10 protein-coding genes, 1 pseudogene and 1 riboswitch are annotated in these 16499 nt (G+C 46.4%); of the genes and pseudogenes, 6 read left to right on the top strand and 5 right to left on the bottom strand.

Going from position 1 to position 16499, the window contains the following annotated elements:
* The first annotated feature begins 107 nt into the window (after positions 1-107).
* Positions 108-2162, top strand: a complete 2055-nt coding sequence (locus AYJ58_RS02120; RefSeq protein WP_106648536.1) for a M14 family metallopeptidase — start codon at positions 108-110, stop codon at positions 2160-2162.
* 24 nt (positions 2163-2186) lie between these two features.
* Here AYJ58_RS02120 and AYJ58_RS02125 read toward each other — a convergent pair whose 3' ends face one another.
* Complete coding sequence (locus AYJ58_RS02125; RefSeq protein WP_106648539.1) at positions 2187-2954, bottom strand: class I SAM-dependent methyltransferase; 768 nt, start codon at positions 2952-2954, stop codon at positions 2187-2189.
* Positions 2955-3239: 285 nt separating this feature from the next.
* On the opposite strand from AYJ58_RS02125, the gene AYJ58_RS02130 reads away from it, so the two are divergent.
* Complete coding sequence (locus AYJ58_RS02130) at positions 3240-4022, top strand: hypothetical protein (protein WP_106648541.1); 783 nt, start codon at positions 3240-3242, stop codon at positions 4020-4022.
* Positions 4023-4522: 500 nt separating this feature from the next.
* Here the strand turns inward: AYJ58_RS02130 and AYJ58_RS02135 are convergent, their stop codons facing one another.
* The 3 genes and pseudogenes from AYJ58_RS02135 to AYJ58_RS02150 form a co-directional block, all read right to left on the bottom strand.
* Positions 4523-5494, bottom strand: coding sequence for a hypothetical protein (locus AYJ58_RS02135; RefSeq protein WP_106648544.1), 972 nt, complete (start codon positions 5492-5494; stop codon positions 4523-4525).
* 587 nt (positions 5495-6081) lie between these two features.
* Positions 6082-6342: pseudogene (locus tag AYJ58_RS02145) on the bottom strand (GIY-YIG nuclease family protein); the annotation flags it as partial.
* Between the two features lie 20 nt (positions 6343-6362).
* Positions 6363-8498: a S9 family peptidase gene (locus tag AYJ58_RS02150; RefSeq protein WP_106648552.1), complete on the bottom strand. Its 2136-nt coding sequence runs from the start codon at positions 8496-8498 to the stop codon at positions 6363-6365.
* Between the two features lie 180 nt (positions 8499-8678).
* Positions 8679-8910: riboswitch (FMN riboswitch) on the top strand.
* 188 nt (positions 8911-9098) lie between these two features.
* Here AYJ58_RS02150 and ribB point away from each other — a divergent pair.
* Complete coding sequence (gene ribB, locus AYJ58_RS02155; RefSeq protein ID WP_105250977.1) at positions 9099-9752, top strand: 3,4-dihydroxy-2-butanone-4-phosphate synthase; 654 nt, start codon at positions 9099-9101, stop codon at positions 9750-9752.
* A 435-nt stretch (positions 9753-10187) separates the two neighbouring features.
* Entirely contained in the window at positions 10188-13412 is a 3225-nt protein-coding gene (locus AYJ58_RS02160; RefSeq protein WP_106648555.1) for an EAL domain-containing protein, read from the top strand.
* Positions 13413-13484: 72 nt separating this feature from the next.
* Here AYJ58_RS02160 and ftnA read toward each other — a convergent pair whose 3' ends face one another.
* Positions 13485-14021, bottom strand: a complete 537-nt coding sequence (gene ftnA, locus AYJ58_RS02165; RefSeq protein ID WP_105250975.1) for a non-heme ferritin — start codon at positions 14019-14021, stop codon at positions 13485-13487.
* A gap of 349 nt (positions 14022-14370) precedes the next feature.
* On the opposite strand from ftnA, the gene moeA reads away from it, so the two are divergent.
* The gene (moeA, locus tag AYJ58_RS02170; RefSeq protein ID WP_106648557.1) at positions 14371-15624 is read left to right on the top strand and encodes a molybdopterin molybdotransferase MoeA; all 1254 of its coding nucleotides are present in this window, start codon (positions 14371-14373) and stop codon (positions 15622-15624) included.
* A gap of 10 nt (positions 15625-15634) precedes the next feature.
* The gene (moeB, locus tag AYJ58_RS02175; RefSeq protein ID WP_106648559.1) at positions 15635-16402 is read left to right on the top strand and encodes a molybdopterin-synthase adenylyltransferase MoeB; all 768 of its coding nucleotides are present in this window, start codon (positions 15635-15637) and stop codon (positions 16400-16402) included.
* Positions 16403-16499: the final 97 nt, after the last annotated feature.

Below are 16499 nucleotides of genomic sequence, written 5' to 3' on the forward strand. Positions count from 1 at the left end.
AAAATCACTCTCGCGAACCAAGATAACCCCTTGACCGCCCTTGCGTTAACGGGGCGTTTAATGAAAAGATACCGTCCTATTAAAAATTCGATATCTGGACTCTTTTCATGCGCTTATTTTCCCTCTCCGTTATCGCCATTGCCTGCCTTTCTGCCGGCAGTCTCTACACTGTCGATGCTGTTGCCAACGAGGCAAAAACCTTAGCCAAAACAGCTCAAGCATCTGCTGAGTTGTCGGCCTCAACGCCAGTCGCTGCGGCGCAAACTGTTACCGACAAAACGCCAGTTGAAACCCCAGTAGCAACAGCGCCACAGGATGTGAATCCGGCTGCGAATACCCAAGCAACTGAATCCGCAGCGGATGTCGTAACCGATGCGGCGGCTGTAGCGCCAGAGCCCGCGCCGATTCCTGAGCGAGCCAATACCTTTGTCAACGATGCCATTTTACCGCCGAGTATCACTTGGCATGGCGCCAGCGAATCGTTCATGTTGAGTGTCGATAACGAGTGGGCGACGCCGTTTGAGCAAAGTAGTGGCATTGAGAGCCCAAGCTACGATGCCACTATCGCTTGGCTCGACAAACTCGCGGGCGAGACAGATAAATTACAAAAGGTTAGCTTAGGTAAGAGCCCACAGGGCCGCGATATTTGGATGTATATCGCCAGCAGTGAAGGCATTAATGAATCGGCACGCCTCAAGCAAAACACTAAGCCAACTGTGTTAGTGCAAGCGGGGATTCATGCCGGAGAAATCGACGGTAAAGATGCCGGCATGATGCTGCTACGCGACATGATTAAGGGCGATAAAAGCGCCCTGCTGGATAAAGCCAACCTCTTGTTTGTGCCTATGTTTAGTGTCGATGCCCATGAGCGCAGCGGCGAATTTAATCGCGTGAATCAACGCGGTCCTGTGAATATGGGTTGGCGTACTACCGCAAATAATCTCAACCTTAACCGCGATTATGCCAAGGCCGATACCTTAGAAATGCAGCACATGCTGCGCGCAATCAACGTCTGGCAACCTGACTTGTATATCGACGTGCATGTCACCGACGGCATCGACTATCAATACGATGTCACCTTTGGTTATAACCTCGCCCAAGGGTTAAGCCCAGCCAGTTACCGCTGGCTCGAAAACAGCTACAGACCCGCAGTTGAAGCAGCATTAACCGAGCAAGGCCATATTCCCGGCCCGCTGATTTTTGCCGTGGATAACGCCGATATAACCAAAGGCATGTCGCTGTGGAATCCTAGCCCACGCTTCTCTAACGGTTATGGCGATGCCCGCCATTTACCCACTATTTTGATAGAAAACCATAGCTTAAAACCCTTTAAGCAAAGGGTGCTCGGCACCTATGTGATGCTGGAGCAAACCCTCAAAACCGTGGGCGAACAGGCCACTAAACTGAAGAGTGCGATTCAGGAAGATAAGTACCGCGCTTCGCCGCTGATTACATTAACGTGGAAATCGGCACCGCTCGCAAAAGGTTGGGACTTTAAGGGCATCGACTATCAACTCGAAAAGAGCCCCATCAGTGGCACAGAGGTGGTGCGCTGGAGCGGTCAACCTAAGCTGTACCCCAACTTGCCCGTGATCGCCGAGACTGTGCCCGATATTAAAGTCACTCGTCCGAGTGCTTACTATATTCCGGCGCAATGGACGCAAGTGATTGATCGTCTGAACATACATGGTATTCGCATGACGCGCCTGAGCAAACCGACAGAGCTTAAATTACAGCAATATAAACTCAGTAATCCCGTGTTTAACACTAAGGATTTTGAGGGCCGTCAAACGGTCAAAGCCGAGTCAGAGTTGACTAAAGTCAGCACCACTCTGCCCGCTGGCACCATTAAAATCAGCACAGATCAACCGCTGGGCGATCTGGCTGTTTTACTGCTAGAGCCGCAATCGCCAGATTCTTTGCTGCAATGGGGTTTCTTCAATCCTATCTTTACCCGCACTGAATACATTGAAGATTATGCGGTTGAACCGCTAGCAGCCAAGATGCTAAAAGAAGATCCTAAGCTGCAGGCTGAGTTCGATAAAGCACTGACCAACGCCGAGTTTGCCGCCGATCCTGAAGCTCGCCTGCGCTGGTTCTATGAACGCAGCCCTTACTACGATAACCGTTACCTTAAGTATCCGGTTTACCGTAGTCGTTAATCTTCGCCATCAAAACGGCAAGCATTACACAGGCTTACGCGCACTAATGCTATACACTAAGGGCACATTCTGCCCTTGGTGTGTTAACACATAACGGCCATCAGTTTGCGCTTCGAGCCCTTCGAAACAGTTGTACGGGCTAAAATCGAACTCGTGGAAAAACTCTAACACTAAGCCCGCCTGCAATAACGCATTGATCACTTCCGATAGACTGTGCGACCAACACATTAAGGTTTGCTGTTCATCATCGGTATTTTCGGTATAAGTGCCCTCCAGCTCTATGTCTGGCTCACCCCGATTAAAATAGCTATAACCATCGAACAACTGCTGCGCCGGATGAAATTCAGCCATATAGAACTGTCCGCCCGGCTTTAAACAGTCGGCAACCGTCTGCGCCCACAGGGTTAAATCCGGCAGCCAGACAATGGCACCATAGGACGTAAACACAATATCTTGCGGCTCAACCTTGCTCGCCACACTGTAAACATCGCTACAGATAAACTCGGCGGACAACTGTGTCTGCTGCGCCAACTTTTGTGCTTCATCAATCGCCACTTCAGACAAATCGACGCCTGTGACTCTGGCACCCATGCGCGCCCACGACAGGGTATCTAAGCCAAAATGACATTGCAGATGCAGCAAGCTTTTACCCGCCACATCCAGCTCGCTCAGCTCAATTTCCCGTAATGAGCTATTCCCACGCAGGAAGCCCGCCACATCATAAAAATCCGAAGTTAAATGTACCCGAGTGCGCGCATCCCAAGCCGTTTTGTTCGTCGTTAAATAATCCATCTGCATCCCTTCTTATGTTTTTTGTATTTTTTGTATTGTCTGTATGTTTGCCCAGCCAGACTTATGAGGCTCAAGCTAACTTAATAAATGAGCAATTTCACTAATCTGTGAGTAAATCACTCATTTGGCGGACATGTCCGCACCGCAAAGCACGGACACTTTTAGTTTAAACATTTGATTATAAATGAAACTTAAAATTGGCATGGGCTGTGCAATGTCTCATCCATCGCCAGACTACTCAGCACTCACCCGAAAATCGAGTGCCAGATAAACAAGGAAGCTAACATGTCACTACGCCCATTTATATTCACCCTCGCTTTTATATTGGTGTTTACCGCAGGGGTATCGCTCACTGGCTGCATTATTAATGTCAACGCCGCAGGCATGCCAGACTTAGACCACCAACAACGCGAACTCACACTCGATAGCCAAGACTTACAAGGTCTTATTGCCGAGACTGGCGCAGGCAGTCTCGAGATTATCGGTGTAGAAGGCCTAAGCCAAATTAAACTCGTCGCCGACATCTATAGCAATAAAGACAGCAACGACAGCAAACTCATTCTTACCCTTGAGAAAAAGGCCAACAAGGCCAAGCTCAAAGCCGATTTTGAACAAAGCGGTTTTAATAATTACTCGCCCTATATCGACCTAAAACTGCAAGTACCTGCGAATTTAGCACTGGATATCGATGACGGCTCAGGTGCCATTTTGATCAGCAAGATGACAGCAGATATCAATGTCAAAGACGGTTCAGGCGAACTCATCATCAACGGCGGTAACAATGTCAGCATTGATGATGGCTCAGGTGATATTGAAGTCAGTCAAATCAACGGCAACCTAACCGTTGAAGATGGCTCTGGTGCCATCAAGGTGACTGATGTTCGCGGCAATATCGCTATCGATGACGGTTCAGGCAACATCGAAGTCGCCAATGTGCAAAGTGCTGTGACCATCACAGATGGCTCAGGCAACATTAATGTCTTTAACACTAAGGGATTAACGATTCTTGCGGCAGGTTCTGGCGATGTGAACTTCGATAAAATCGATGGCCCAGTAAGCATGGAATAACGCGCTATTTTGCCACCCTACACCCAAAGGTTTTACCCACTTCCCGGCGTAGAGACTGATGTTGCAACGGTTCCCAGCCAAGATGTCAGTCTTCTACCCACCCTTTTAAGCTTGTGCCCGACTTATGCATTTATGCCACTAACCCCTTGTAGTGGCATTTTTTTTGTCTGAGACTTTCTCAGACTTATATTCAAGCGAGTCTTTGTGAAAGAGCAAAGCTTAACGACTTGATTGATTATTAAAGTTAACCGTTATGCAATTAAGCCCTGCCATTTCAGTGACTCGCCGTAAATATATCCCTATAGGCTCGACGGCGGCATCCATGCCGCCAACGGTCACTTCCATGACAGTGCTTAATTACGCGAGCTAAATCGTATCCTGTTAGCCTGAAACTGCACATAAGTGTGACGTGAAAACTGAACGAACAATCTCAGCAGTCATATCTCTTTAAGCAAGTTGAGGCGAGGCTGGTCATAAATCATCCATTTAATTAAAAAAGATTATTTATCATCTAGAGCTACCATAGTTTTAATAAAACCATCTAAAGCTTTAGCTGTAAGACTAATCTTACTGTTAACTTCTTCAATATAACCTAACTCATGCATTGCATTTAAAAATATATTTTTCTGACTATGTGACTCTGGTGCTAACTCATCTAGATCACTCAGGTTTATCTCCCCAGTCCTATCTAGTAGCAAGGAAAGTACTTTAATGGTGTATGTCCTAACCAAAAGGGAAGTACTTTGTTTTGAATCTTTGAATACTTCATTAAACCATTTTTGCAGCATTCTCTCTCTTTGTTCATGGTTGAAAAAATGATTAAGAATATCAAACTTAACCTCTCTCGAAAGAACTACAAATTTATTCACATTATTTGAACTATCACTTTCAACAAACTCAGGGCCTACTAGTTCAATAACTTTAGATTCTGGTCCAGCAATAGTAGACTTCTGGTTCTTACTTTCACTTGGTGTATTAATCTCGTTTTGTAAAGTTAGCAAGCTTTGCAATCCTGATATTTCATTTCGTAGCTTTCCGATCTCATTCTCATGATCAGCTTTAATTTTATTAAGAGCTAAGTACATTTTTGCTTTGTCAGCATTGGTCATTAATGTCGCTTTTTCTACAAACTTTAACCGCAATGCTATACAACTCTTATCAATTACACTCCAAAGACCTGTAGCAATATTGGATACTAAAGGTGCAAATACGAGATACAGCAGTGAAGCAAACAACGGATACCAAAAAATATTGGATAAATCATATTCAGTATTTATTAAATAAATTTTTTGCAAATACGTAATCTTGGATGAAGCAGTATCATTGCTAAACATGAAGTAATAAACGGCTTGCCAGTTAAAGATTACCCATGAAAAAACGAATGCAATACCAAGCGGATTACTCAGCCTGTACTTTATGTGCTCAGACATACTTTTAAATGGAGTAAAAAACTGCTCAAAGAAATCTTTCATAACGTGTATACACTATCCTGTGCAAGTAGTATCAACATCATACTTAAGTAACTGTTTTAGATAAAGTGTTTTACTAATGCATCCATCAAATCATAACGCTTATCACCGATAAATATGGCCAAATAGGGTTTAGCAAGGTTCTATTCAAACTACTGTTACGTTGAAGAAATACGGGACATATATTTTTAAGCAAATCACAGACAACACCAAAGCGACAGGAGTTCACCTCCCCTCGGAGTTGCCGCAGGGCGAATAGGCAAATTGCGTGAGTCTTGCCATGGATGGCAAGCTAGCTTTCGCAGGTGCAGGGACGCATCCTTCGGAAGCGATAGCAAATTTGCAGATGAGCACAAGGGGCTTTCAACTCCGTTGGGGGCGTCATGGAGCATCCAAGGAGGATAGGACGAGCAGTCCTCCTTGGTCGGGTGTGGGGTGAAGCCCCACGACTTTGACTTTGCTTTAAAACGAAGAAAAACATCGAAGGATAAGGCTAGATTTAGGAAGTAAAAAAGACGGAAAAAACAATCCCAGTTCGCGTAACGTACCACTAAAAAATCGATTCAACCCTATCACGATATTCTAGCGTTCTAGTAACCCCCTGACTCAATCAACGCCAGCTTTTGACTGCGACTCAGCTTTTTAACTGCGATCTCACGGCGCAGTGCATCGCCGTGACTGCCAACCTGCTCTTGATACATCAGTGTTAATGGACCTTTACCCCGCAGATACTTAGCGGATTTGATGCCACCCGACTGATGCTCGCTAAAGCGTCGTGTGACATCTGTGGTGACGCCTGTGTATAAATGCCCGTTGGCGCAGCGGACTAGATACAAATACCAAAGGGCAGATTCGGTCACTTGCGAATGACCTACTTCGCCATGCCTAACAGACTCAAGAAGAAGGCATATTCTTGGGCTGTGTCTTGGTACTGGCGATAACGTCCACTCTTACCGCCGTGGCCGGCTTCCATATCCACGTTAAGTAACAAGACTTTATCGTCGTTCTTGTACCATTGGTTTTTAACATCGCGCAGCTTAGCCACCCACTTGGCCGGTTCAAAATACTGCACTTGGGAATCATGCAAACCCGTCGTCACTAACATGTGTGGGTATTCATGGTCGGTGACATTGTCGTAGGGCGAGTAGCTGAGCATATAGTCGAAATAGGTTTTCTCGTTCGGATTACCCCACTCGTCGTACTCATTGGTGGTCAACGGAATCGACTCGTCCAGCATAGTGGTCACCACATCAACAAACGGCACATGGGCGGCGATGGCAAAATACTTGTCCGGCGCTTGGTTAGCAATTGCGCCCATTAGCAAACCGCCCGCGCTGCCGCCTGAGGCGACGACCTTGTTTTTATCACCATAACCTTGCGCCGTTAATGCCGTAGTTACATCAATAAAATCATTGAAGGTGTTTTGCTTATTCAACAGCTTACCGTCGTCATACCAAGGGCGGCCGAGCATTTCTGAGCCGCGCACGTGGGCGATGGCATACACAAAGCCGCGATCGAGTAGACTGATAACGGATGAAGAAAAATCGGGTTCAACAGTGTAACCGTAAGATCCATAACCATATTGATACAGAGGGTTAGTGCCGTCTTTCTTGAATTTATCTTTGCGATACACCAAAGAAACAGGCACTTTCACACCGTCGCGGGCAGTCACAAACACACGTTCGGCACGATATTGGCTGGCATCGAAGCCGCCTAAGACTTGATCTTGTTTCAATAAATCACGTCTATCGGGATTCACCAGCGAATATTCGTACACGGCTTCTGGCGTTGTCAGGCTAGAGTAGAAAATGCGTAACTTATTGCTGTCTTGCTGGGCATTAACATCTAACCCCATCACATAGGCAGGTTCATCAAAGCTCAGTTCGAAGGGCTTTTGACCGTTGAACGGCATCACTTTAATGCGCGTTAGGCCATTTTCGCGGGTCTGAATAATCAGATAATCCTTGAGCACTAACTCGTCTTCGATACGGGCATTGGGGTTATGCGCAACCACTTCTTGCCACTTATATTTGTCCGCCGCATCTTTGATGGCGACCTTCATCAAACGGAAGTTTGTCGCCTGCCAGTTGGTAAGAATATAATAACTATCACCCAGCTTAGACACACTGTATTCGTGACCTTCTTCCCGCGCTAACACTGGCTTGAATAAACCCAAAGGTTCGCTGGCATCGAGCACTGACACTTCGCTCGTTGTGGTGCTCTCTTGGAACAACACAATTTGCGATTCATCTAAGGTTTTGCCCAGCGAGATATAAAAAGAATCGTCTTGTTCTTCATACACTAAGACATCGCTCGATTGCTTAGTGCCCAGCTCGTGGCGATACACTTGATAGCCCAGCAAGGTTTTTAGATCTTTGGCGATATAGAACACATGCTTGTTGTCGTTCGCCCACACTACGCGACCTTCAGTATTTTCAAGCACGTCGGTGATCATGTCGCCCGAAGCCAAGTCTTTAAAATAGATGTGATATACACGGCGGCTGAGGACGTCTTCACCAAAGGCCAACATGGTTTCATCTGGGCTCACACTCGCGCCGCCTAAACCATAAAACTCATGGCCCTTAGCTCGCTCGTTAACATCGAGCATCACTTGCTCAACACCATCGGCGCCCTTACGGCTGATCAGCGGATATTCGCTGCCCTCTTGGTATCTGTGATAGTAGCTGTGCTGATGCCATTGGTACGGCACGCTCGACTCGTCGGCGACTAAACGCTCGGTTAACTCTTTATAAAGACCATCTTGCAGCGGCTTTAATGGTTTGAAATAAGCCGCGGTATAGCGATTCTCAGCGTTGAGATAGGCCAACACTTTAGGATCTTTGCGCTCATCATCACGCAGCCAATAGTAATCATCGGTACGCGTTACGCCATGTAAAGTCATCACATGGGGAATTTTTTCAGCAACCGGGGCGGGTACTTGCCCTTTGGAGGTCGAACAAGCGGATAACAGCATAACAATACCTAAAGTGAGTAGCAGAGAGCGCATTTATACGTCCTTGTGACGTCCATAACGACCGTCGAAGAATGCGACGGCAAGTCAATTAGCTTATGTGTTCAGTATGATAGTGGTCAGGTGTGCACTAGCGCAAACATTGAACGCGAGAAGTTGCCATTCGCGGTAAATAAGAGCAACATAACCGCGTTTTTGAGCGCAAATGGCTCAAAAGCAAATTCTCAGGGCGGGGTGAAACTCCCCACCGGCGGTAAATGGGTAACGACTAAGTGATTATTTTGCTGAGCGACACCCAAAGCCCGCGAGCGCCCGAAATCACTTTCGGGGTCAGCAGATCTGGTGCCTTAGATTTTGCCTAGTGCAAAACTGACTATTCCAGAGCCGACGGTAATGGACTGTTTGCTTTAATGGCGACAGTGCTGAGTCCGGATGGAAGAGAATGTAAGACAACATTGTGGTATCTCAGTGCAATGCGCTGATATATCTCAGTGTTAGCCTCATGTTTTGCAATAACTTCACCCCAAGTGAAGTGATATTGCTACAGCAAAATCGAGCCATTGGGTTTGATTACGTTGTATTTCTGCACGCCCTGATTCTGGATATTCCAATGTCGTTTATTTAAGGATATTAACCATGAATCAGTCTTTACTTGCTCCTTTTGGTACTGCTATCGAACGCGTTGAAGCGGGTCTTAATGCCCTGCGTCAAGGCCAAGGTGTGTTAGTTGTCGATGACGAAGATAGAGAAAACGAAGGCGATTTAATTTTCGCTGCCGAGACGCTGACTAACGCTCAAATGGCCATGCTCATCCGTGAATGTAGCGGTATTGTTTGCCTGTGTTTACCCGATGCAAAAGTCAAAGCCCTCGAGTTACCCCCTATGGTGGAAAACAACTCGAGCCAATACGGCACGGCGTTTACTGTGAGTATTGAAGCTAAAGTCGGTGTGACTACAGGGGTTTCTGCCGCTGACCGCGTGACCACCATTAAAGCGGCGATTGCCGATGGCGCTAAGCCAAGTGATCTCGCTCGTCCTGGCCATGTGTATCCACTTCGCGCCCAACCGGGTGGGGTGTTGACCCGCCGTGGTCACACTGAAGGCACTATTGATTTAATGCAACTCGCGGGTTTAAAAGCCGCTGGCGTATTGTGTGAAGTCACTAACACCGATGGCACTATGGCGCGTTTACCCGAAATTATTGCCTTCGGTGCGCAGCACAATATACCCGTGTTGACGATTGAAGATATTGTCGTTTATCGCAAATCATTGCTGGCCAATGTCGGCTAGATAACATGCCAATCGCCTGAATCTAGGGCATTGATTTAAATAGAAGGACGTTTAGCTGCGGCAAACGTCCTTTTTATTTAAGTAGATTTACCGTTAACAATCGCGTTCAACCTAATGCACTAAAAAAACCGATAAAAGGTAAAGTTAAACAAGTCATTCTTTCGAATGATGAAATACTGCTTCACATCACAGACAAAGAAAATACTTGTTTGATAGGTGCAAAATAGGTTAATAAAAATAGTCTCTTAGCATGATATATAACAATTTGCTTAATTTCGTGACCTAGATTAGATATCCATAAACTAAAGGTCGCGGTGGCTGGCCGCCTATGTTAAATATCCTCACCCTGTGCCTAGTCCTATTTGTAACTCGGATTCAACGTTATTACGTTGAATTTTCTTTTTCTGCCTAGGTGAACGAGTGGAGTGATCTTTAATGCCGTCAGCGCTACACCATCTCAGTTTGAAGCAAAAGCTCATTCTGTTTTCGTTAGTCCCATTATTAATGATGAGCTTTTTCATTCTGACGCGCATGCATGACTTGATAAAGGAATCACACTCGGCCAAGCACAACCATCTTGCGGTACAAACGACGGTACAAATCACTGAGCTACTCTATCAGTTGCAAAACGAATATGGTCTAAGTACAAATCAGCGACCAACCGATGAAGTGCTATTACAGCAACAAGCGACTAGATCAAAAGCACTCGATGCATTACTGAACAGTGAGCCTTTAGAGCATCTTCTGGAGGCGCTCGACCCTAAAAGTATTGAAGCAAACAAAATGAACGCATTGTTAGATGCGCTCAAACTCACTGGCCACAAGCTCGCTAACGTTCACCAAAACCACACAGACGAAACACTGAGTCAGTTTACGGAACTCTATAATCAATTCCACACTCAGCTTTTGCAGCTCATTCAGTTATTACAGTTACAAACCAATGAAATCAGTCAGTCCCGTGCCTATACCGATCTATTGAACCTACTTATGGTGCAGGAGTTGGCCGTAAAAGAACGAAGTGCCATCAATCAATTACTGCTTAGCAAGTCACTCAATATTAATGATTACCGCACCATAATCTCCTTCATGTATGAATATGAGCGAGCCGTGATGCACGCGAGTAATGCATCAATTTCCGATAGAAGGTCCTTACTACAAAACCTACAAGATTCGCCAGAAAATCAACGCATTCTGCAAATCAGCAAGCAAATTGAACAACAAACTCGCATTAGCGCTCTGGCACAAAATATTAATGCCTACTTAGGTTACGGTGGCTTAATGGGCAGTTTTCAGGACTATTTGCTTAAGGGCAGTGAGATTTCACTGCAAAAATTTAATGCAGCACTTGCGACGATTCAGCTTAATTTGGATGAACTCAGTCACGAGACTCGTTCTCTACCCGAATTTAAGGCGGCGCTGAAAACCATTGAGGACAGCATAAATCAATACCAATTCAGCATGGTCAAGTTGCAGCAACTGCAGCAGCAAGGTTTGCCGATGACGGAGATCAAAGCCATCGCGCAAGTCCCAGCCAGTGAGGACAAATTAAGCCAAGCGATGAGCCAACTATTAATGCCGCCACATCCAATTGATAGCCAGGAGTGGTGGGATCTCACCACTCAGCGTATCAATCAACTACATTTGCTGGCGCAAAATATCACCAAGAACATGGCGCAGCAGAGCGAATATCAACAAAACCACACCTTAATCTTACTCGGCTTATACTTGTTCTCGGCTTTGTTCACCGCGACCATCACACTTTGGCTTGGACAAAAGATCATCCGCAATTTTATGGATAAGATCACTAAGATTGCCAATGACATGCAGCAAATGGCAGCAGATCCACAGCTCAATATTAATATCCAAGTCTCAGGCACAGATGAACTCGCCCGCATGGCCTGTGCCATGAACCGTATGATTAGCGAACGGCAAAAAGCGAACCATGCCCTAAGCCGCGCTGCAGCTGTGTTTGACTATTCTGCCGAAGGCATAGTGGTGACAGATGCCGACAACCATATCGAACTGGTCAACCCCGCTTTTTGCCACATTACGGGCTATTCATTGGAAGAAGTGAAAGGCCGCAGTCCCTCCCTACTCAGCTCTAGCCGTCATCCTAAGCACTTTTACACCGCCATGTGGGAGTCACTACAAAAAGAAGGGAAATGGGAAGGTGAAGTTTGGAATAAACGCAAAGATGGCCAAGTGTATCCCGAGTATCTAGCGATTACTGTGGTGCGAAATGAGCAAGGTAAAATAATCCAACATATTGGTTTATTTATGGATATCAGTAAGCGTAAGCAATATGAGCAGGATCTTTGGTATCAGGCCAACTTCGATGGATTAACTGGGCTGCCTAATCGTAAGCTGTTCAATGAACGACTGCAGCACGAAATCCATGTGGCGCAGCATGACTCTCGCAAGCTGGCTATCTTGCTGATTGATTTGGATCAATTCAAATATATCAATGATGTACAAGGCCATGCCACTGGCGACTTATTACTTAAAGATGTCGCAAAGCGCTTAGAAGGCATTGCGGGGAGAACCGATTTTATCGCACGTATCGGTGGCGACGAGTTTGTGCTTATCTTGCCACGACTGACTAACGAACTCGCCATCGAACACATGGCAACCCGAATCATTGAAACCTTAGGTATGCCATTTAACTTAAATGACCGCGAGATCCAGATTTCGGCCAGCTTTGGTATTGGCGTCTATCCCGAAGATGGGTTCGATACCGGCTCACTCACCCGCAATACCGAAACCGCCATGTATCAAGCCAAAGATGCGGGACGGAACAATTTTAAATACTTCACCGCGGGTATGAATCAAGCCATGTTCGCTCGGATGGAGTTAGAACAACGTCTACGCCGTGCCGTGGCACAAAATGAATTTGCCCTGCATTATCAACCTATCGTGGATATGCAAACCGGAAGTGTCTGCAGCGTCGAAGCCCTTATCCGCTGGCAAGACCCCGAGCTTGGGTTGATCCCGCCGGATCAATTTATCCCATTAGCCGAAGAGACCGGACTGATAGAGCCTATGGGCGAATGGGTGCTCAACCAAGCCATGCATGATCTGAGGCAATGGCAGAAAAGTGGCTTAAATATCAATGTCGCGATTAATGTTTCCAGCCGCCAATGTATCAATACACGCGGCATGGGGTTCGACCAAGTGTTGCAAGAGTGCTTCAACCGCCACCACGTTAACCCACGAAATGTGCATATTGAGATCACTGAAAGCATGCTGATGGGCGATGCCAGCCATTGCTTGAGCACGCTCGAGTCTATTCGTCATTTAGGCTCGCAAATCTATATCGATGACTTTGGTACGGGTTATTCTTCCCTGAGTTATCTGAAAAAATTCCCGATTTCAGTGATTAAAATCGACCGCAGCTTTGTGGAAAATGCCCTCGAAAATAACTCGAACGCCAACTTAGTCAAAGCGATTGTCATGATGGGGCAAAGCCTAGAAATGGAGTTAGTTGCTGAAGGCATAGAAACCGAAGCACAGTGGCACTTCCTACGAGATTTAGGTTGTCACTTCGCTCAAGGGTATTTGATCTCCAAGCCGCTCCCCTTCAATGAAATCACTCCCTTGCTACGCATCAAGCACACAGCACTGTTGAATGATGGCTATCAAGATAAATGCGTGAATATCTAAGCTTATAAAAAATAAAACGATAAAGAGCAAAAAAGCAGCCTAGGCTGCTTTTTTGTGGCAAATAAAACGGGTTTAAGCCTGTGGTTGGCCTTGACCGTTCATTATGCTTTCGCCCCCCTTAGAGGCTAGCTTAGCTAAATCTTTATCAATAAAGAACAGTGCCTTACCATCTTCGCCCACTAAACGTATCTTATCGACAATCGACTTAAACAGCTTTTCTTCTTCATGCTGCTCAGCGACATACCATTGTAAGAAGTTAAAGGTTGAGTAATCTTGATTCGAAAATGCGGCATGGGCCAAGGCATTGATCTGACGGGTAATAAGCTGCTCATGCTCATAGGTTAATTCAAACAACGCCAGTAAAGAATCAAACTGTGACTGTGGCGCCGCAATCGCACCTAACAAAGGTAAGCCACCAGTTTCACTCACATACGTGAACAGACGGCGCATATGGCCCATTTCTTCATCCGCGTGCTCACGCATAAACTTAGCTGCGCCTTCAAATCCCTGATCTTCACACCACGCACTCATTTGCAGGTATAAATTTGAGGAGAAGAACTCCATATTAATTTGTTCATTCAACTTTTCGATCATAGTTGCAGACAGCATAGTAAATCCTCTTTTGCATTCGAACTGAATCATGGGGGACATTGTCATCAAGGGGGTCGACAAAAGCAACAAAATTTACCTTTGGATTTCTTGCTAAGTTAATGATTCATTGATAAAAATGATTTTCATTTGTTCATCGACTCGCGTTCAACCCTCGAATTAGCGCAGTAAATTGTATGACTTCTAGCGAGGTTATCGCCCAAAGTGGCAGAAAAAACTGACTGGCCTATCACAGAAACTCACATGCAAATCATAGCCATCCCAGATCAGCGTGGCATAATAGCCAGTCATAATCAGGTGGAAATTCATTCAGCGTCATTACGACCCATTGCATATAAGGCAGACCCTAATGTCCGTAACAGCCGATCCTTGTTCGCAACCTAGCTTAATGCATCCAGATCAAGCTATTCCCCTTTTGCTCGAGCAAGTTAGTCCAGTGTCAGACACCGAAGTCGTATTGCTTCCCCATGCCCTTGGCCGCGTCCTAGCAGAAGATTTAGCTTCCTGCATCGACCTGCCGCCCTTTAACAACTCCTCTATGGACGGCTACGCCTTCCGTTTTGTCGACTTAAATACGCAAACCAATCAGACCGCATTGCGCCTTATCGGCAGTTCCTTCGCTGGCCATGGTTTTAAAGGTGAAGCCAAACCTAATACCTGCGTGCGGATCATGACGGGCGCGCCCGTGCCTACAGGTTATGACACAGTGCAAATGCAGGAAGAAGCCGAGGTTGAAGGTGAGATTATTCATATCCGCCATCCTAGGGCACAAGGCGCCAATGTGCGTTGCCGCGGTGAAGAACTCACCCAAGGCACTAAAGTGCTCAGTGCTGGCATTCAAATTGGTGCTGCCGAACTCGGGGTGTTGGCCACTATTGGTGTTAGCCAAGTGCGAGTTTATCGTCAGCTTAAAGTGGCCTTTTTCTCCACAGGCGATGAACTGCGTCCCGTTGGCAGCGAACTCGCACCGGGACAAATTTACGATTCGAATCGTTATTCGATTCAAGGTTTACTCAGTCGCGCTAATGTGGAATGGCTCGATTTAGGCGTAATCGCCGATGATCCTGAAGCCATACGTCAGGCATTTCGCCATGCCGCCAGCCAAGCCGACATGGTATTAACCTCGGGCGGCGTGTCGGTCGGCGAAGCAGACTTTACGAAACAAATCCTCGATGAAGAAGGCAAAATCACCTTCTGGAAACTCGCCATCAAACCAGGTAAGCCCTTCGCCATGGGCAAAATTGGCAAGGCAGTATTCTGTGGTTTACCGGGGAACCCCGTGTCTTCTATGGTGACATTTTACAAGCTGGTTTGGCCAATACTGAACAAGATGCAGGGTTTAACCCCAGTTGCACCTTTGATGTTAGACGCTACGCTCACCACGCCAGTGCGTAAACAACCGGGCCGCGTCGAATATCAACGGGGCATTTTAAGCCGTAATGCGCAGGGCAAACTTGAGGTTGCCATTACTGGTAGCCAAGGTTCAGGTATGTTGACCTCGATGAGCCTAGCGAACTGTTTCGTTTTATTGGAACAATTCCAAGGGGATACACCCGCTGGCACCCAAGTGACAGTCGAGCCCTTTAACAGCGTGCTTTGCTAGGAAAATCTCCATGAATGTGCCTGACGATATTCTCAGCGACAGTGAACTCTTAAGATACAGCCGTCAGATCTCCATCAAAGCCATGGATATCGACGGCCAAGAACACCTAAAACAAGCAAAAGTGTTGATGATAGGCGCAGGCGGTTTAGGTTGCGCCGCCAGCCAGTACCTCACAGTTGCGGGGATTGGCGAGTTGACTCTGGTCGATTTTGATACAGTTGAACTCTCTAACCTGCAGCGCCAAGTGCTGCATCAAGATGCCAATGTCGGCCAGCCAAAAGTCGAATCGGCCAAACAGAGCCTTAGTCAGCTCAATCCCTTCATTAAGATCAACATTATCAATGCCGTATTAGATGATCATGAGATTGACGCCCTTGTCGCCGATCACAATCTAGTGCTCGACTGCACCGATAATGTCAGTGTGCGCGAACAACTCAATCTCAGCTGTTTTAAGCATAAAGTGCCCTTAGTGTCCGCGGCGGCCATTCGGATGGAAGGCATGGTCACAGTGTTTGATTATCACAGCGACACACCTTGTTATCACTGCTTTAGCGCCCTATTTGGCGAGCAACAACTCAGCTGCGTCGAGTCGGGCATACTCGCGCCTGTCGTCGGCATGATAGGTTGCTTGCAGGCAGTTGAAGCCATCAAGGTCATCACTGGTATGGGTAAAACCTTAGCGGGCCGCATGTTGATGATCGATGCGATGACGATGGAGTTTCGTGAGATGAAACTCCCGAAACACGCGAAATGTAGTGTTTGTGGTACTCAAGCTTAAGATATTCTCGCTTGAAAAACAGCTTTACTTGCCTTAAGTTAGCCCGACGCTGGTGAGGCTGAACGACCAGTTAACATACGGAAATAAAAAGGAAAAT

The organism is Shewanella sp. Pdp11, assembly GCF_002838165.1.
GTDB lineage: Bacteria > Pseudomonadota > Gammaproteobacteria > Enterobacterales > Shewanellaceae > Shewanella > Shewanella hafniensis.